Origin of the sequence: Klebsiella grimontii (assembly GCF_900200035.1) — a bacterium.
Lineage (GTDB): Bacteria > Pseudomonadota > Gammaproteobacteria > Enterobacterales > Enterobacteriaceae > Klebsiella > Klebsiella grimontii.
In genome coordinates, this window is record NZ_FZTC01000014.1 from 272,183 (window position 1) to 289,128 (window position 16,946).

The following is a 16,946-nucleotide window of genomic DNA, read 5'->3' on the forward strand; positions in this document are numbered from 1 at the left end:
GCGTAAAGAATGAATACACAAGATCTGGCAAAACTGCGTTCCATAGTGCCCGAGATGCGTCGCGTCCGGCACATTCACTTTGTTGGCATTGGCGGTGCCGGCATGGGCGGTATTGCCGAAGTTCTGGCCAACGAAGGTTATCAGATTAGCGGCTCCGATCTGGCGCCGAATCCGGTGACTCAGCAGCTGGCTCAGCTTGGCGCCACGATTTATTTCAACCATCGCCCTGAGAACGTGCGCGATGCGAGCGTTGTCGTCGTTTCCAGCGCAATTTCTGCGGATAACCCGGAGATTGTCGCCGCCCACGAAGCGCGTATTCCGGTTATTCGTCGCGCCGAGATGCTGGCGGAGCTGATGCGTTTTCGTCACGGCATTGCCATTGCTGGCACGCACGGAAAAACCACGACCACGGCGATGGTATCGAGCATTTATGCTGAAGCGGGACTTGATCCAACCTTCGTAAACGGCGGTCTGGTGAAAGCCGCTGGCGTCCACGCCCGTCTTGGCCACAGCCGCTACCTGATTGCCGAAGCGGACGAAAGCGACGCTTCGTTTCTGCATTTACAACCGATGGTTGCTATCGTGACCAATATCGAAGCCGATCATATGGATACCTACCATGGCGACTTCGAAAACCTGAAGCAGACGTTTATTAACTTCCTGCACAATCTGCCGTTCTACGGTCGTGCGGTGATGTGCGTGGACGATCCGGTTATCCGTGAACTGCTGCCGCGCGTTGGCCGCCAGATAACCACCTACGGCTTCAGCGATGATGCCGACGTTCGCGTGGAAGAGTATCGTCAGGTCGGCGCCCAGGGGCATTTCCGTCTGGTACGTCAGGATAAAGATGTTATTCAGGTAACGCTGAACGCTCCAGGTCGCCACAATGCGCTGAATGCGGCGGCGGCGGTGGCCGTTGCGACGGAAGAGGGTATTGATGATGAAGCTATCCTGCGCGCGCTGGAAAGCTTCCAGGGTACCGGCCGTCGTTTTGATTTCCTTGGCGAATATCCGTTAGCTGAGGTTAACGGTAAAAGCGGCACCGCGATGCTGATCGATGATTATGGCCATCATCCTACGGAAGTGGATGCCACCATCAAAGCGGCGCGGGCGGGCTGGCCGGATAAAAATCTGGTTATGCTGTTTCAGCCGCATCGTTTTACCCGTACGCGCGATCTGTACGACGATTTCGCCAACGTGCTGACCCAGGTTGACGCGCTGCTGATGCTGGACGTTTATTCCGCTGGCGAAGCCGCCATTCCTGGCGCCGATAGCCGCTCGCTGTGCCGTACGATTCGCGGGCGCGGTAAAGTCGACCCGATCCTGGTTTCCGACCCGGCGCAAGCGGCGGAAATGTTGGCTTCGGTATTGACCGGCAACGATCTGGTGCTGGTTCAGGGGGCGGGAAATATCGGAAAAATCGCTCGTCACCTGGCGGAAATTAAATTGCAACCGCAAACAACGCAGGAGGAACGCCATGGCTGATAAAATCGCGGTCCTCTTCGGCGGAACCTCCGCTGAACGTGAAGTCTCGCTCAATTCAGGTTCGGCGGTGCTTGCCGGTCTGCGTGAAGCTGGTGTCGATGCGCATCCTGTCGACCCGCGCGATACCGATATTACCCAATTGAAAAATATGGGTTTTCAGAAAGCGTTTATTGCGTTGCACGGCCGCGGCGGCGAAGATGGTACGTTGCAGGGGCTGCTGGAGCTCATTCAACTCCCCTACACGGGCAGCGGCGTGATGGCTTCTGCTATCTCAATGGATAAGCTGCGCAGTAAATTACTGTGGCAGGGCGCGGGGTTACCCGTTGCGCCATGGGTTGCGCTAACGCGTAAACAGTTCGACGCGGGGCTTTCTGCTGAAGTTGAACAGCAAATCTCGGCCCTCGGACTGCCATTGATTATAAAACCGAGCCGGGAAGGCTCCAGCGTCGGTATGTCCAAAGTCAACGAAAGTTGTGCATTACAAAATGCACTGGCGCTGGCTTTTCAGCATGATGATGAAGTTCTGATTGAAAAATGGCTCAGTGGGCCGGAATTTACTGTCGCCATCGTCGGAGAAGAAATTTTACCGTCAATACGTATCCAGGCGGCTGGAACCTTCTATGATTATGAAGCAAAGTATCTCTCTGATGAAACGCAATATTTCTGCCCAGGTTTTGAAGATCCCGCGCGCGAGTCGGAAATCCAGGCTCTGGTACAAAAAGCCTGGGAGAGTCTTGGCTGTTACGGCTGGGGACGAATTGATGTGATGCTGGACAGCGATGGCCAGTTTTATCTGCTGGAAGCAAACACCTCTCCTGGCATGACCAGCCATAGCCTGGTGCCAATGGCGGCGCGTCAGGCCGGGATGAGCTTCTCGCAGCTTGTTGTACGAATTCTGGACCTGGCGGGGTGATATGTCGCAGGCTGCGCTGAATACGCGGAACCACGAAGAGGAAGAAGAAACTTCTTCGCGTCGAAGTAATGGCTCTCGTCTGGCAGGTATTTTCTTCCTGCTGGCGGTGCTCTGTACCGTGCTGGTCAGCGGATGGATGGTTCTGGGCTGGATGGAGGATGCACAGCGATTACCGCTGTCAAAGATGGTGGTCACCGGTGAGCGTCACTACACGCGCAACGATGATATCCGTCAGGCGATTCTGGCATTAGGGTCGCCGGGCACCTTTATGACGCAGGACGTCAATATAATTCAAAGCCAGATTGAACGTCTGCCGTGGATTAAGCAGGCGAGCGTCAGAAAGCAGTGGCCGGACGAATTGAAGATTCATCTGGTTGAATATGTGCCGATTGCGCGCTGGAATGATCAGCATATGGTAGACGTGGACGGAAATTCTTTCAGCGTGCCGTCAGATCGCACCAGTAAACAGAATTTACCGATGTTGTACGGCCCGGAAGGCAGCGAGAACGAAGTTCTTCAGGGATACCGCGACATGGGGCAGGTGCTGGCAAAGGATAAGTTCACGTTGAAAGTGGCGGCAATGACCGCGCGTCGTTCCTGGCAGTTGACGCTGAATAACGATATTAAGCTCAACCTTGGCCGGGGTGACACCATGAAACGGCTTCAGCGCTTTATGGAACTCTACCCGGTTCTTCAGCAGCAGGCGCAGACCGACGGCAAACGGATAAGCTACGTTGATTTGCGTTATGACTCGGGAGCGGCAGTCGGTTGGGTACCGGCTCCCGTAGAGGAAACTCAACAACAACAGAATCAGGCACAGGCAGAACAACAATGATCAAGGCGACGGACAGAAAACTGGTAGTTGGACTGGAGATTGGCACCGCTAAGGTTGCTGCTTTAGTAGGGGAAGTTCTGCCCGACGGTATGATTAATATCATTGGCGTGGGCAGTTGCCCATCGCGTGGTATGGATAAAGGCGGAGTGAACGACCTGGAATCCGTGGTGAAATGCGTACAGCGCGCCATTGACCAGGCCGAACTGATGGCGGATTGCCAGATCTCGTCAGTCTATCTGGCGCTTTCAGGCAAACATATCAGCTGTCAAAATGAAATTGGCATGGTGCCGATTTCAGAAGAAGAAGTGACGCAGGACGACGTTGAAAACGTGGTACATACCGCGAAATCGGTTCGCGTGCGCGACGAACATCGCGTTCTGCACGTTATCCCGCAGGAGTACGCCATCGACTACCAGGAGGGAATCAAAAACCCCGTCGGATTGTCTGGCGTACGTATGCAGGCGAAAGTGCATTTGATTACCTGCCATAACGATATGGCGAAAAATATTGTCAAAGCGGTGGAACGTTGCGGTCTGAAAGTTGATCAGCTCATTTTCGCCGGTTTAGCCGCCAGCTATTCCGTATTAACGGAAGACGAACGTGAACTGGGTGTCTGCGTGGTGGACATCGGCGGTGGTACAATGGATATCGCGGTATATACCGGCGGCGCGCTGCGTCATACCAAAGTGATCCCGTACGCGGGCAACGTGGTGACCAGCGATATTGCTTACGCTTTCGGTACGCCGCCGAGCGACGCGGAAGCCATTAAAGTGCGTCACGGCTGTGCGCTGGGCTCCATCGTTGGTAAAGATGAAAACGTCGAAGTACCGAGCGTGGGCGGGCGTCCGCCCCGCAGCCTGCAGCGTCAGACGCTGGCAGAGGTGATTGAGCCACGCTATACCGAATTGCTCAACCTCGTGAATGAAGAGATTCTGCAACTGCAGGAACAGCTGCGTCAGCAAGGTGTGAAGCACCACCTGGCGGCAGGCATTGTATTAACCGGCGGTGCGGCGCAAATAGAAGGACTTGCCGCCTGCGCGCAGCGCGTATTCCATACGCAGGTGAGAATTGGCGCGCCGCTGAACATTACCGGATTAACGGATTATGCCCAGGAGCCGTATTACTCGACGGCGGTTGGGTTGCTGCACTACGGGAAGGAATCTCATCTCAGTGGTGAAGCAGAAGTGGAAAAACGCGTAACGGTCGGGTCGTGGATCAAACGACTCAACAGTTGGTTGCGAAAAGAGTTTTAATTTTTTAAGAGAACGCAGAAAATTAGCGATCTCAGGCGACAGGCACAACGGAGAGAGAAATTATGTTTGAACCTATGGAACTGACCAACGACGCGGTGATTAAAGTCATCGGCGTCGGCGGCGGCGGCGGTAACGCCGTTGAGCACATGGTGCGCGAGCGCATTGAGGGTGTTGAGTTTTTCGCGGTGAACACCGACGCGCAGGCTCTGCGCAAAACGGCTGTTGGCCAGACTATCCAGATCGGTAGCGGTATTACCAAAGGTCTGGGCGCAGGCGCAAACCCAGAAGTCGGCCGTAACGCAGCGGATGAAGACCGTGAAGCGTTGCGTGCCGCTCTTGACGGCGCCGACATGGTGTTTATCGCAGCCGGCATGGGCGGCGGTACCGGAACCGGTGCTGCGCCAGTGGTTGCTGAAGTTGCAAAAGATTTAGGTATCCTGACCGTTGCCGTGGTGACGAAGCCTTTCAATTTTGAAGGCAAGAAACGTATGGCGTTCGCTGAGCAGGGTATCACCGAGCTATCCAAGCACGTCGACTCGCTGATCACCATCCCGAACGACAAGCTGCTGAAAGTACTGGGCCGCGGCATTTCTCTGCTTGACGCCTTCGGCGCCGCAAACGATGTGCTGAAAGGCGCGGTGCAGGGTATCGCTGAACTGATCACCCGTCCTGGCCTGATGAACGTCGACTTTGCGGACGTGCGTACCGTGATGTCTGAAATGGGCTACGCCATGATGGGCTCCGGCGTGGCGAGCGGCGAAGACCGTGCGGAAGAAGCGGCTGAAATGGCGATTTCTTCTCCGCTGCTGGAAGATATCGATCTGTCCGGCGCGCGTGGCGTTCTGGTCAACATCACTGCGGGCTTCGATCTGCGTCTGGATGAGTTCGAGACCGTGGGTAATACTATCCGCGCATTTGCTTCGGATAACGCCACCGTGGTTATCGGTACTTCTCTGGACCCGGATATGAACGACGAACTGCGCGTAACCGTTGTTGCCACCGGTATCGGTATGGACAAACGTCCGGAAATTACTCTGGTGACTAACAAGCAGGTGCAGCAGCCGGTGATGGATCGTTACCAGCAGCACGGTATGTCTCCATTGACTCAAGAGCAGAAACCGGCCGCAAAAGTGGTCAACGACAATACGCCGCAGGCGGCGAAAGAGCCGGATTATCTGGATATCCCAGCCTTCCTGCGTAAGCAAGCCGATTAAGAATTGGCTGGAAGTTGGGCATCTGCGCTCTTTGTGCTAAACTGGCCTGCCGAATGTATAGTACACTTCGGTTGGATAGGTAACTTGGCGAGATTATACGATGATCAAACAAAGGACTCTTAAACGTATCGTTCAGGCGACTGGCGTCGGTTTGCATACCGGCAAGAAAGTCACCCTGACGTTACGCCCTGCGCCGGCAAATACCGGGGTCATCTATCGTCGCACCGACTTGAATCCACCGGTTGATTTTCCGGCTGATGCCAAATCTGTGCGTGATACCATGCTCTGTACTTGCCTGGTCAACGAGCATGACGTGCGGATATCGACGGTCGAGCACCTCAATGCTGCATTGGCTGGCTTGGGTATCGACAACATTATTATTGAAGTCGATGCGCCGGAAGTCCCGATTATGGACGGTAGTGCGGCTCCGTTCGTTTATCTGTTGCTGGATGCCGGCATCGATGAACTGAACTGCGCTAAGAAATTTGTGCGTATCAAAGAGACGGTTCGCGTTGAAGATGGCGATAAATGGGCTGAATTCAAACCGTATAATGGTTTTTCACTGGACTTCACCATTGATTTTAACCATCCGGCGATTGACTCCAGCAGCCAGCGCTACGCAATGAACTTCTCGGCTGATGCGTTTATGCGCCAGATTAGCCGCGCGCGTACCTTCGGCTTCATGCGTGATATCGAATATCTGCAGTCCCGCGGCCTGTGCCTGGGCGGCAGCTTCGATTGTGCCATCGTTGTTGACGATTATCGCGTACTGAACGAAGACGGTCTGCGTTTTGAAGATGAGTTTGTCCGTCACAAAATGCTGGATGCCATTGGCGACCTCTTTATGTGTGGTCACAATATTATCGGTGCATTTACGGCATACAAATCCGGTCACGCGCTGAATAACAAACTGCTGCAGGCTGTTCTGGCAAAACAGGAAGCCTGGGAGTATGTGACCTTCGAGGACGACGCAGAAATGCCGCTGGCGTTCCGCGCTCCGACGCTGGTTCTGGCATAAGTCAGACCCGGCAGTAAATTCGACTGGTAACCTGGTACTCTCTCCGGCCAGGGAGCCAGTCGTTTTCTTTTTTATATTCTCGCTGCGTCCTGCTTTGATTTTTAACTGCATTTTTTGCGCGTTCGTTCCTTTTTTAAACGTTTTTACCCCGCCTGAGACCTCATTCCTGCTGCCGTGAAGACGTATTAATGTTAGTATTTGGACGCAAAATATTTCTCAGGGTTGCTACCAACAAAAGGTAACGTAAGTGAGTGGATTGCTGACGCGCTGGCGACAGTTTGGCAGACGGTATTTCTGGCCGCATCTCCTGTTGGGGATGGTCGCGGCTAGTCTCGGCCTGCCTGCGCTTAGCAATGGTCATGAACATGAGACCGCGTCGCCCGCTAAAACGACGTCCAGCAACCATAATCCTGCGAAAGTTAATTTTTCTCAGCTAGCGCTGCTGGAATCTTCCAGCCGTCGACCTAATTTCACCGTTGATTACTGGCATCAGCACGCCATTCGTACGGTTATTCGCCATCTCTCTTTTGCGATGGCGCCGCAGGCGCTGCCGGTAGCGGAAGAGTCTTCACCGCTTCAGGCGCAGCATCTGGCTCTGCTTGACACGCTTAGCGCGCTGTTGACGCAGGAGAGTACACCTCCTGCCATTGTTCGCCTGGCGGCATACAACCCCTCTTTTTCCCACCGCGCGTTTCGCGTCTGTACCTGGATTAGCCAGGTTACCGGCATTCGCGCCGGGCCTCAACGCCTCAGCTAAACCAAAAACGGACCATTCTATTTTTTTGTGACTCCGCAGCGCGGGGCGTTTGAGATTTTATTATGCTAATCAAATTATTAACTAAAGTATTCGGCAGCCGTAACGACCGTACGCTGCGTCGTATGCGCAAAGCCGTCAACGTGATCAACGCCATGGAACCTTCCATGGAAAAGCTTTCCGATGACGAACTGAAAGGGAAAACCGCGGAGTTCCGCGCTCGCCTGGAAAAAGGTGAAAGCCTGGAGAGCCTGATCCCGGAAGCCTTTGCCGTCGTGCGTGAAGCCAGTAAGCGCGTCTTCGGTATGCGTCACTTTGACGTTCAGCTGCTCGGCGGCATGGTCCTCAACGACCGCTGTATTGCAGAAATGCGTACCGGTGAAGGTAAAACGCTGACCGCAACGCTGCCTGCCTATCTGAATGCGCTGACCGGCAAAGGCGTTCACGTGGTCACCGTCAACGATTATCTGGCGCAGCGTGATGCGGAGAACAACCGCCCCCTGTTTGAATTCCTGGGGATGACCGTTGGGATTAACATGTCCGGCCTGCCTGCGCCGGCCAAGCGTGAAGCCTACGCAGCCGATATCACCTACGGCACCAACAACGAATATGGCTTTGACTATCTGCGCGACAACATGGCGTTTAGCCCTGAAGAGCGCGTGCAGCGCAAACTGCACTATGCGCTGGTGGATGAAGTCGACTCCATTCTGATCGATGAAGCGCGTACCCCGCTTATCATTTCCGGCCCGGCTGAAGACAGCTCGGAAATGTATAAGAAAGTGAACAAGATCATTCCGCACCTGGTACGTCAGGATAAAGAAGACTCCGAGACCTTTACCGGCGAAGGACACTTCTCCGTTGATGAGAAAGCGCGTCAGGTAAACCTGACCGAACGCGGTCTGGTGCTGATTGAAGAGCTGCTGGTAAATGAAGGTATTATGGAAGAAGGCGAGTCGCTGTACTCACCGACTAATATCATGCTGATGCACCATGTGACCGCCGCGCTGCGCGCACACGTGCTGTTTACCCGCGATGTTGATTACATCGTTAAAGATGGCGAAGTGATCATCGTCGACGAACATACCGGCCGTACGATGCAGGGGCGTCGCTGGTCCGATGGTCTGCACCAGGCCGTTGAAGCAAAAGAAGGCGTTGATATTCAGAACGAAAACCAGACGCTGGCTTCAATTACCTTCCAGAACTATTTCCGCCTGTACGAGAAGCTGGCGGGGATGACCGGTACTGCCGATACCGAAGCGTTTGAATTTAGTTCGATCTACAAGCTGGATACCGTTGTGGTTCCGACCAACCGCCCGATGATTCGTAAAGACATGGCGGACCTGGTTTATATGACCGAAGCGGAAAAAATCCAGGCCATTATCGAAGATATCAAACAGCGTACCGCCGCTGGCCAGCCGGTGCTGGTGGGGACCATTTCTATCGAAAAATCAGAAGTGGTCTCTAATGAATTGACGAAGGCGGGCATCAAGCACAACGTGCTGAACGCGAAATTCCATGCCAGCGAAGCGGATATCGTCGCTCAGGCGGGTTATCCGTCTGCGGTGACCATTGCGACCAACATGGCCGGTCGTGGTACCGACATTATGCTCGGCGGTAGCTGGCAGGCTGAGATCGCCCAGTTGGAAGACCCGACTCCGGAACAGATTGCGCAGATCAAAGCCGACTGGCAGGTTCGTCACGATGCGGTGCTGGCTGCGGGTGGTCTGCATATTATCGGCACCGAACGCCATGAGTCTCGCCGTATTGATAACCAGCTGCGCGGTCGTTCAGGCCGTCAGGGGGACGCCGGTTCTTCCCGTTTCTATCTGTCGATGGAAGATGCTCTGATGCGTATCTTCGCTTCTGACCGCGTGTCCGGCATGATGCGTAAACTGGGTATGAAGCCGGGTGAGGCTATCGAACATCCATGGGTGACCAAAGCGATCGCCAACGCGCAGCGTAAAGTCGAGAGCCGCAACTTCGATATCCGTAAGCAGCTGCTGGAATATGACGATGTGGCTAACGATCAGCGACGCGCTATTTACACCCAGCGAAATGAGCTGCTCGACGTGACCGACGTGAGCGAGACGATTAACAGCATTCGTGAAGACGTATTTAAAGCGACCATCGATGCCCATATTCCTCCGCAGTCGCTGGAAGAGATGTGGGATATCGAAGGCCTGCAGGAGCGTCTGAAAAATGATTTCGACCTCGATCTGCCGCTCAAAGAGTGGCTGGATAAAGAGCCGGAGCTGCATGAAGAAACGCTGCGCGAGCGTATTCTGCAGAGCGCCATTGAAACCTATCAGCGCAAGGAAGAAGTGGTTGGCGCTGAAATGATGCGTCACTTTGAAAAAGGCGTCATGCTGCAAACGCTGGACTCCCTGTGGAAAGAGCATCTGGCAGCGATGGACTACCTGCGTCAGGGCATCCATCTGCGCGGCTATGCGCAGAAAGATCCGAAGCAGGAATATAAGCGTGAATCTTTCTCCATGTTCGCTTCAATGCTGGAGTCCCTGAAGTATGAAGTGATCAGTACGCTGAGCAAAGTTCAGGTGCGGATGCCGGAAGAGGTGGAAGCGATGGAGCAGCAGCGTCGTGAAGAAGCTGAGCGTCTGGCGCAGATGCAGCAGTTGAGCCACCAGGATGATGATACCGCTGCCGCGGAGGCGCTGGCTGAACAAACCGGCGAGCGTAAAGTGGGTCGTAACGATCCGTGTCCGTGCGGCTCCGGTAAAAAATATAAGCAGTGCCACGGTCGTCTGAGCTAAACTTTACAATCTTGAATACCAGGGCGCAGATATCTGCGCCTTTTTTATGGAACAAGGACAATGAAAACGCTGCAAATTTCAGTGGGTATTATCCGTAATTCGCAAGGGGAAATTTTTATAACCCAGCGCGCTGCCGACGCGCATATGGCGAATAAACTTGAATTCCCTGGCGGAAAAATCGAAGCAGGAGAGTCGTCTGAGCAGGCCTTAGTTCGCGAATTGCAGGAAGAGGTCGGCATTACGGTGCGTGCTTCCCGTCTGTTTGATAAGCTGGAGTATCAGTTTCCCGATCGTCATATCACGCTGTGGTTCTGGCTGGTGGAAAGCTGGGATGGCGAGCCGTGGGGTAAAGAAGGGCAACCGGGCCGCTGGATTGCGCAGAGCGCGCTCGTTGCGGAGGATTTTCCGCCGGCAAACGAACCTGTCATTGCCAAATTAATTCAATATTCTCAGATCGGCCGGGGGTAACGCTGGCATCGGGCAAATTAGGGCGGGGCAGCGAGTGCCCGCCCTGAGTCAGTTACTCTTTTTCTTCGCTCCAGCCATCGCTATCCGACAGATCGCCGCTGCTTGGGATGCGCTTTTCTTCCGCCGCCCATTCACCTAAATCGATAAGCTGGCAGCGTTTGGAACAGAACGGGCGATGCGGGCTCTGCTCATTCCAGACCACGATTTTTCCGCAGGTTGGGCAGTTGACGGTTATCTCTTCTGACATCTTTTCTCCTTAACAGCAGGCCAGTTCAAAATCAAAACGCTCCGGCACGATACCGTGCTCGCTGTCCAGCGGCATAAAGCGGATGGCAAAGCGGCTCTTATGGCCTGATATCTGGGGATAGAGCTGGCTGGCAAGATCCAAATGCAGACGCAGCAGATCGGCGTCTTCGCCGTTGTCCTGATAAAAACCGTTCAGGCTGGTCTGCTTGCGGAAGGGGGCCGAGTTGCGGATGAGATCGAGGATGAGCATCAGCGATTGGGTCAACGGTTCCAGGCTGGCCAGCCACTTGCCTACCTGCTCATCGCGATATTCCTGCGGCATATGCAGCCAGATGTGCAGCGTCGGAAGATCGAAGCTACAGCAGCCGCCTGGGATGCTTAAACGCTGGCGTACCAGGGCGATCAAACGATCCTCTCGCAGATACTGGCCGATACGCGGCGCCGACATCAACGTACTGCCAGATTGCTTCAGCTGCTGACGCAACTCGTTGATACGATCCCGATCAACGCCAGGGACTTCCGCCCAGGATTGCAGCTTCCGCTGCTGGCGATCCAGCTCTTTTATCAGATCGGTACGCACTTCACCGCGTTCGAATACATCTAAAAGGTCGCCGATATTGCGGAAAAAGTGAAGTGCATCCGCATGGCTGGTAATCGCCGGATGTACGGCCAACTGCTGGAGCAAAAACTCAATACGCAGCCAGGTGCGCATTTTTTCATTAAGCGGATGTTCGAATAGAACAGGGGTATGCATTACGGTTTTTCCTGTGAGGCGGCCTGCGATGCCAGCCGTTGATACTTTGCATGCAGGCGGGCGACATCTGATGCGATGGCATCAGGTGAACCCATATTTTCAATAACATCATCCGCAACGGCAAGGCGCTGCTCGCGCGTGGCCTGAGCGGCAAGAATATGTTCCGCATGTTGCCGACTGACCCGATCGCGAAGCATCGTGCGCTCTATCTGCGTCTCTTTGGGCACATCAACAACAAGCACGCGATCGGCTTTGGCGGACAAACGGTTTTCGACCAATAAAGGTACAACCCAGAGAATATAAGACGAGGTGGCAAGCTGCATCTGGCGACGCGTTTCCTGCTGAATTTGTGGGTGCAGCAGCGCGTTTAGCCAGCTCTTATCCTCTGCATGAGCGAAAATATGCTCGCGCAGAGCACGACGGTTAAGGGTGCCATCTTCATTAAGTATCTGCGGACCGAAGCGTTGAGCAATAGCGTTGAGCCCCGGAGTGCCGGGCTCTACCACCTGGCGCGCGATAATGTCAGCATCAATAACGTTAACCCCGAGGTGTGAGAATGCATCGGCTACGGTACTTTTACCACTGCCGATGCCGCCTGTTAACGCTACCGTGTATGTCATACACCTCAATCCTGAAACTGACTACATGCACATTTTTCACTAACGGCGCCGTTATTTACGACGCGACGACGCCACTGCGACAGTGGGTTTACCGGCGTAATATCAACCGATAAAGTGCTGTCACCACCTATTCTTGTTTTTTTTTGCGCATGTAAATCAAATGGTTAAAAATGATACGCCAGCGATGGGATATCGCAAATTCGCTTTTGGCTATTCACCAGGTAAATTTATACGATTGTAGCGTAAAAAAAGTGAAAATCGCAGTCTTGCGCGGCCATGATTCGTGCGTATGATAGCGTCACTGGAGTTGTGCTCTCACAATAATGCAATTAACCCCAGGAATTCGCACATGCGTATTGAAGAAGATTTGAAGCTTGGTTTTAAAGACGTTCTTATCCGTCCGAAACGTTCTACCCTCAAAAGCCGTTCTGACGTACAGCTGGAACGTGAATTCACTTTCAAACACTCTGGCCAGACCTGGACTGGCGTGCCGATTATTGCTGCTAACATGGATACCGTTGGCACGTTCGCTATGGCTAAAGCTCTGGCTTCGTTCGGCGTTCTGACCGCGGTGCATAAGCATTACAGCGTTGAACAGTGGCAGGCGTTTGTTCAGAGCGTATCTGCTGATGTCGTGCAGCACGTAATGGTCTCCACCGGGACCTCCGACGCGGATTTCGAAAAAACCAAACAGATTCTGATCCAGAACCCGCAGCTTAGCTTTGTGTGCATTGACGTGGCGAATGGCTATTCCGAGCACTTCGTGCAGTTTGTCGCGAAAGCCCGCGAAGCCTGGCCGCAGAAAACCATCATTGCAGGTAACGTTGTTACCGGCGAAATGTGCGAAGAGCTGGTTCTTTCTGGCGCCGATATCGTGAAGGTTGGCATCGGCCCGGGCTCCGTATGTACAACCCGCGTGAAAACCGGTGTCGGCTATCCGCAGCTTTCCGCCGTGATTGAATGTGCCGACGCGGCGCACGGCCTGGGCGGGCAGATTATCAGCGACGGCGGATGCACTATGCCCGGAGATGTGGCTAAAGCATTCGGCGGCGGCGCAGATTTTGTGATGCTTGGCGGTATGCTGGCTGGTCACGAAGAGAGCGGCGGCACCGTGGTTGAAGAAAACGGTGAAAAATTCATGCTGTTCTACGGCATGAGCTCCGAGTCGGCGATGACCCGTCACGTTGGCGGCGTAGCCCAGTATCGTGCGGCGGAAGGCAAAACCGTTAAGCTGCCTCTGCGCGGCCCGGTTGAACACACCGCGCGCGATATTCTTGGCGGCCTGCGCTCCGCGTGCACCTACGTTGGTGCTTCACGCCTGAAAGAACTGACTAAACGTACGACTTTTATTCGCGTACAGGAACAAGAGAACCGCGTGTTCAACAGCCTGTAATGCCGCTCGCTGGCGCGTTTGCGCCAGCGTTATCCCCCCATCCCGCTAATGGCGTCGCCCAGATGAAAAATGGGTAAATACATCGCCACCACCAGCACGCCGACAATCGTTCCGGTTACAACCAGCATCATCGGCTCCAGTAAGGTGGCCAGGTTATCTGCCTGCTGATGCGTCTGCTCGCTATGGTGACGAGCCAGATTGGCCAGCATGGTATCCAGCGAACCTGAAGCTTCACCGGTACGAATCAGCTGTAGACACAGCGGCGTAAATCCTCCGCTGTTGGCGAGCGCCTGCCAGATGGGATCGCCGTGGGTAATTTGCCGGCAAACCTGGCGGAGCCTCTGTCGCCACAGCGGACAATTCAGGGTTTCCTCTACGCTTTGCAGCCCTTGCAGAAAGCTGATACCGGCGCTTTGCGTCAAGGCGAGTACGGTAAAAATCTGGCTAAGCCGCTGGCCGCATAGCAGTTTGCCAAACACCGGCAGCGTATGGAGCAGCTTCTGGCGATACAGCAGCCAGCCTGGCCGCTGGCAAATCAGCCGGTTGAGTATCGCAGGCAAAATACCCAGCGCCGCGAGCAATGGCCAAAAGCGAGTTAGCCCCTCACCGACGCTCATTACCACGCGGGTCAGCCACGGTAGCGGGGTGTTGAAAGTTTGATATATAGCGGCAAACTCCGGTAAGACGAAACACAGCATTCCCATGACCACCAGCAGCGCCAGAGTCAAAATAATCAGCGGGTAGCGCAGCGCTTTTTTCACTTTCTCGGTAAGGAGCAGCTGTTCTCGCTGCTGCTGGGCCAGCTCGGCGCAGCATAGCTCCAGTTTACCGGTAAGCTCACCGGTGCGGATCATGGCCAGATATAACGGGGGGAACGCTTCAGGCCATTTTTCCAGAGAGCCTGAAAGCGAAATGCCCTGCGCCAGATCCTCTGCCAGGGTTTGCAGCAACGCTTGCCATTGCGCATTGGGCTGCTGCTGAGCCAGCAGTTCCAGCCCCTCAGCCAGCGGGAGGCCGGCCTGAAGAAGGGCCGCCAACTGGCGGATGATTTCACCGCTATAGCGCGGATGCCAGAGGGCGTTTTGCACGCTACAGCGGCGCAGCGTCAGCGGGATAATTCGTTGCTGCTGTAGAACCTGCAATGCCTCCGGGCGATTATCCTGCCAGAGCGTTCCCTGGCAGGGAGCGCCCTGAAGAGTGATACCGCGCCAGCGCCACAGTCGTTTAGTCGCCATGCGGTATCCCCAACACGCGTACCACTTCTTCCAGACTGGTCATCCCGCGTTCGACGGCCAGGCAGCCGCTCTCAAATAGCGTCATCATGCCGGATTCCCTTGCCAGGGACTCGATCTCCCCGGCGCTAAGACCTTGAGTTATCGCCTGCCGTAACGTGGTATTGACGGGTAACAGCTCAAAGAGCGCCAGGCGACCGTAGTAGCCGTGATAGCAGTGCTGACAGCCCGGAGCCTGCCAGCGAGGAAGCGCCCGCGGCCACAGACTGTGCGGAACATCAGCCGAACTGCCGGTTTCCCGCCGGCAGTGGGGGCACAGCTTGCGTACCAGACGCTGAGCCACCACCAGCGAAAGCGCTGATGAGATCATCCAGCGCGCAACGCCCATCTGCTGCAGGCGGACCAGCGTTTCACTGGTTGAATTGGTGTGCAGCGTTGAGAGCACCAGGTGCCCGGTCTGCGCTGCTTTTATCGCGATTTCAGCGGTTTCCGCATCGCGTATTTCTCCCACCATTACGATATCAGGATCCTGACGGAGCAGGGCGCGCAGTACACTGTGAAAGGTTAAACCCGCCCGGGGGTTAATCTGCGTCTGATTCATCCCCACGATGGGGATCTCTAGCGGATCTTCAACGCTGCATATATTGACCTCGTCGCGATTCCGCGCCTGTAGCGCGCTGTATAAAGTGACGGTTTTCCCACTTCCCGTCGGACCGGTAACCAGCATCAGGCCCTGGGGTTGGTTTAGCGCCGAGCGGAAGGCGGCAAGCTGCTGGGAGGAGAGCCCCAGCGCCTCCAGGTCCAGCGCTTGTTCAACCTGATGTAGTAAACGCAGAACGATTTTCTCCCCTCCGCGGCAGGGAAGCGTGGCGATCCGAAACGAGATCGGACGCTCGGAGAGCGTGAGGGTGAACTGACCGTCCTGCGGTACCCGATGTTCGGCGATATCCAGATTACCGAGCACCTTAAGTCGGGCGGTGATTGGGGCGGCGAGCTCCGCGGCTAGCGGCGCAAGAGAATGGAGTACGCCGTCTACCCGCAGGCGAATTCTCAGGCGATCGTCGCCGGGTTCGATATGAATATCAGACGCGCGCTGGCGCAGGGCTTGTTCGAGAAGGTTATTCACCTGTTCAACGACGCTGGCTGAGGCTTCAACAGGTGGGGCGAGCGTTGATATTCCCGGCGTCTGCAGCCGTTTGTCCATCCGGTCCTGGCTCCAGCATTCGATATCAATCCTTTTCTGAGTCGCGAAGCGCAGGGCTTCCATGAGTTCCGGTGCAGGGGCATCGACTACGGCGATGGCAATGGTGTGTTCATCGCTATCGAGCAGCAATGCCTTGTAGCGCTGGCACAGGGGAATCAATTGTTCAGTTTTCATTGCCGCCCCCTCAGTTAAAACGGAACACATCTTCACAGGCCTGCTTGAGTGCGCTATCGCCGGTAATATTACAAACGCGCTGCCAGCCGGTGATACCGTTAGCGTTATCCCAGGACGGCGTCATGGTGACGCTCAGGCCATTGAGACTTTCCTGGCCGGTGAGCGTGACAACGCCCGTCGCTACGGTCATAGCGGAGACGTAGCGGGTGGTTGCGGGGGAGGGGATCCCATTGCTTCCGCCATCGCAGGGGGTTAATCCGCCGTGCTCCAGCGCGCATAGCTCAATGGCGGTACGGAAAGGGACGAAGGTTTGTAGCATGTCGGTAAGCGCCGCTTTTCGCAGGTAGTTCTGATAGGCCGGAATGCCGATTGCGCTGAGAATGGCGATGATCCCGATGACCACCATGAGTTCGATGAGGGTAAAGCCATGTTGTTTGTTCATAAGTTGCTCCTTGTTATCTTCGGGAGCACTTTGCCGGGCTTTTTTTAGCGATACGAGCCGCAGATTTCGCCTAAGGAAGCCGGGTTCCAGGCTTTTTGGGCCGCTTGCATGGAGGGATTATTGGCATGCGAGTCAGTTCGCAAAAGCGAGCCCCGGCATAAAGTGAAAAC

At 54.9% G+C, this 16,946-nt stretch carries 16 protein-coding genes; 10 read left to right on the forward strand and 6 right to left on the reverse strand.

Going from position 1 to position 16,946, the window contains the following annotated elements:
- Positions 1-9: 9 nt before the first annotated feature.
- From murC to mutT, 9 genes are all read left to right on the forward strand, one after another.
- Positions 10-1,485 (forward strand): UDP-N-acetylmuramate--L-alanine ligase, encoded by a 1,476-nt coding sequence (gene murC / locus KOSB73_RS07005; RefSeq protein WP_024360312.1) that lies wholly within the window; start codon positions 10-12, stop codon positions 1,483-1,485.
- Entirely contained in the window at positions 1,478-2,398 is a 921-nt protein-coding gene (locus tag KOSB73_RS07010; protein ID WP_004872176.1) for a D-alanine--D-alanine ligase, read from the forward strand. The genes murC and KOSB73_RS07010 overlap by 8 nt, the downstream gene beginning before the upstream one ends.
- A 1-nt stretch (position 2,399) precedes the next feature.
- The gene (ftsQ, locus tag KOSB73_RS07015) at positions 2,400-3,233 is read left to right on the forward strand and encodes a cell division protein FtsQ (RefSeq protein WP_024360314.1); all 834 of its coding nucleotides are present in this window, start codon (positions 2,400-2,402) and stop codon (positions 3,231-3,233) included.
- Complete coding sequence (gene ftsA / locus KOSB73_RS07020; protein WP_004098594.1) at positions 3,230-4,486, forward strand: cell division protein FtsA; 1,257 nt, start codon at positions 3,230-3,232, stop codon at positions 4,484-4,486. Before ftsQ ends, ftsA begins: the two co-directional genes overlap by 4 nt.
- 62 nt (positions 4,487-4,548) lie before the next feature.
- Entirely contained in the window at positions 4,549-5,700 is a 1,152-nt protein-coding gene (ftsZ, locus tag KOSB73_RS07025; protein ID WP_004098597.1) for a cell division protein FtsZ, read from the forward strand.
- Between the two features lie 100 nt (positions 5,701-5,800).
- Entirely contained in the window at positions 5,801-6,718 is a 918-nt protein-coding gene (gene lpxC, locus KOSB73_RS07030) for a UDP-3-O-acyl-N-acetylglucosamine deacetylase (protein ID WP_004098599.1), read from the forward strand.
- 247 nt (positions 6,719-6,965) lie between these two features.
- Complete coding sequence (gene secM, locus KOSB73_RS07035; protein WP_004872173.1) at positions 6,966-7,475, forward strand: secA translation cis-regulator SecM; 510 nt, start codon at positions 6,966-6,968, stop codon at positions 7,473-7,475.
- A gap of 62 nt (positions 7,476-7,537) precedes the next feature.
- Positions 7,538-10,243: a preprotein translocase subunit SecA gene (secA, locus tag KOSB73_RS07040; protein WP_024360315.1), complete on the forward strand. Its 2,706-nt coding sequence runs from the start codon at positions 7,538-7,540 to the stop codon at positions 10,241-10,243.
- 60 nt (positions 10,244-10,303) lie between these two features.
- The gene (gene mutT / locus KOSB73_RS07045; RefSeq protein ID WP_024360316.1) at positions 10,304-10,711 is read left to right on the forward strand and encodes an 8-oxo-dGTP diphosphatase MutT; all 408 of its coding nucleotides are present in this window, start codon (positions 10,304-10,306) and stop codon (positions 10,709-10,711) included.
- 52 nt (positions 10,712-10,763) lie between these two features.
- Here mutT and yacG read toward each other — a convergent pair whose 3' ends face one another.
- Genes yacG through coaE form a run of 3 tightly spaced genes read right to left on the reverse strand, consistent with a single transcriptional unit; the run spans position 10,764 to position 12,331 of the window.
- A complete protein-coding gene (gene yacG / locus KOSB73_RS07050; protein ID WP_004872170.1) occupies positions 10,764-10,958 on the reverse strand; it encodes a DNA gyrase inhibitor YacG in 195 nt (64 codons plus the stop codon).
- A gap of 9 nt (positions 10,959-10,967) precedes the next feature.
- Complete coding sequence (gene zapD / locus KOSB73_RS07055) at positions 10,968-11,711, reverse strand: cell division protein ZapD (protein ID WP_024360317.1); 744 nt, start codon at positions 11,709-11,711, stop codon at positions 10,968-10,970.
- Positions 11,711-12,331: a dephospho-CoA kinase gene (coaE, locus tag KOSB73_RS07060; RefSeq protein ID WP_004872162.1), complete on the reverse strand. Its 621-nt coding sequence runs from the start codon at positions 12,329-12,331 to the stop codon at positions 11,711-11,713. The genes zapD and coaE overlap by 1 nt, the downstream gene beginning before the upstream one ends.
- Before the next feature lie 349 nt (positions 12,332-12,680).
- Between coaE and KOSB73_RS07065 the strand changes: the two genes are divergently transcribed.
- Complete coding sequence (locus tag KOSB73_RS07065) at positions 12,681-13,724, forward strand: GMP reductase (protein ID WP_049087180.1); 1,044 nt, start codon at positions 12,681-12,683, stop codon at positions 13,722-13,724.
- Between the two features lie 29 nt (positions 13,725-13,753).
- Here KOSB73_RS07065 and hofC read toward each other — a convergent pair whose 3' ends face one another.
- From hofC to ppdD, 3 genes are read right to left on the reverse strand one after another with little or no spacing between them, the layout of a single operon-like run.
- The gene (gene hofC / locus KOSB73_RS07070; RefSeq protein ID WP_004872159.1) at positions 13,754-14,959 is read right to left on the reverse strand and encodes a protein transport protein HofC; all 1,206 of its coding nucleotides are present in this window, start codon (positions 14,957-14,959) and stop codon (positions 13,754-13,756) included.
- Positions 14,949-16,334, reverse strand: coding sequence for a type II secretion system protein GspE (gspE, locus tag KOSB73_RS07075; RefSeq protein WP_024360319.1), 1,386 nt, complete (start codon positions 16,332-16,334; stop codon positions 14,949-14,951). Before gspE ends, hofC begins: the two co-directional genes overlap by 11 nt.
- Positions 16,335-16,344: 10 nt before the next feature.
- Positions 16,345-16,776, reverse strand: coding sequence for a prepilin peptidase-dependent pilin (ppdD, locus tag KOSB73_RS07080; protein ID WP_004872155.1), 432 nt, complete (start codon positions 16,774-16,776; stop codon positions 16,345-16,347).
- Positions 16,777-16,946 lie beyond the last annotated feature (170 nt).

Excerpts from the sequence above, each read along its gene's own strand:
- ftsA (WP_004098594.1), top strand. The coding sequence starts at position 3,230 with ATGATCAAGGCGACGGACAGAAAACTGGTAGTTGGACTGGAGATTGGC.
- ftsQ (WP_024360314.1), top strand. The coding sequence starts at position 2,400 with ATGTCGCAGGCTGCGCTGAATACGCGGAACCACGAAGAGGAAGAAGAA.
- mutT (WP_024360316.1), top strand. The coding sequence starts at position 10,304 with ATGAAAACGCTGCAAATTTCAGTGGGTATTATCCGTAATTCGCAAGGG.
- secA (WP_024360315.1), top strand. The coding sequence starts at position 7,538 with ATGCTAATCAAATTATTAACTAAAGTATTCGGCAGCCGTAACGACCGT.
- gspE (WP_024360319.1), bottom strand. The coding sequence starts at position 16,334 with ATGAAAACTGAACAATTGATTCCCCTGTGCCAGCGCTACAAGGCATTG.
- ftsZ (WP_004098597.1), top strand. The coding sequence starts at position 4,549 with ATGTTTGAACCTATGGAACTGACCAACGACGCGGTGATTAAAGTCATC.
- KOSB73_RS07065 (WP_049087180.1), top strand. The coding sequence starts at position 12,681 with ATGCGTATTGAAGAAGATTTGAAGCTTGGTTTTAAAGACGTTCTTATC.
- hofC (WP_004872159.1), bottom strand. The coding sequence starts at position 14,959 with ATGGCGACTAAACGACTGTGGCGCTGGCGCGGTATCACTCTTCAGGGC.
- KOSB73_RS07010 (WP_004872176.1), top strand. The coding sequence starts at position 1,478 with ATGGCTGATAAAATCGCGGTCCTCTTCGGCGGAACCTCCGCTGAACGT.
- yacG (WP_004872170.1), bottom strand. The coding sequence starts at position 10,958 with ATGTCAGAAGAGATAACCGTCAACTGCCCAACCTGCGGAAAAATCGTG.
- zapD (WP_024360317.1), bottom strand. The coding sequence starts at position 11,711 with ATGCATACCCCTGTTCTATTCGAACATCCGCTTAATGAAAAAATGCGC.
- ppdD (WP_004872155.1), bottom strand. The coding sequence starts at position 16,776 with ATGAACAAACAACATGGCTTTACCCTCATCGAACTCATGGTGGTCATC.
- lpxC (WP_004098599.1), top strand. The coding sequence starts at position 5,801 with ATGATCAAACAAAGGACTCTTAAACGTATCGTTCAGGCGACTGGCGTC.
- murC (WP_024360312.1), top strand. The coding sequence starts at position 10 with ATGAATACACAAGATCTGGCAAAACTGCGTTCCATAGTGCCCGAGATG.
- coaE (WP_004872162.1), bottom strand. The coding sequence starts at position 12,331 with ATGACATACACGGTAGCGTTAACAGGCGGCATCGGCAGTGGTAAAAGT.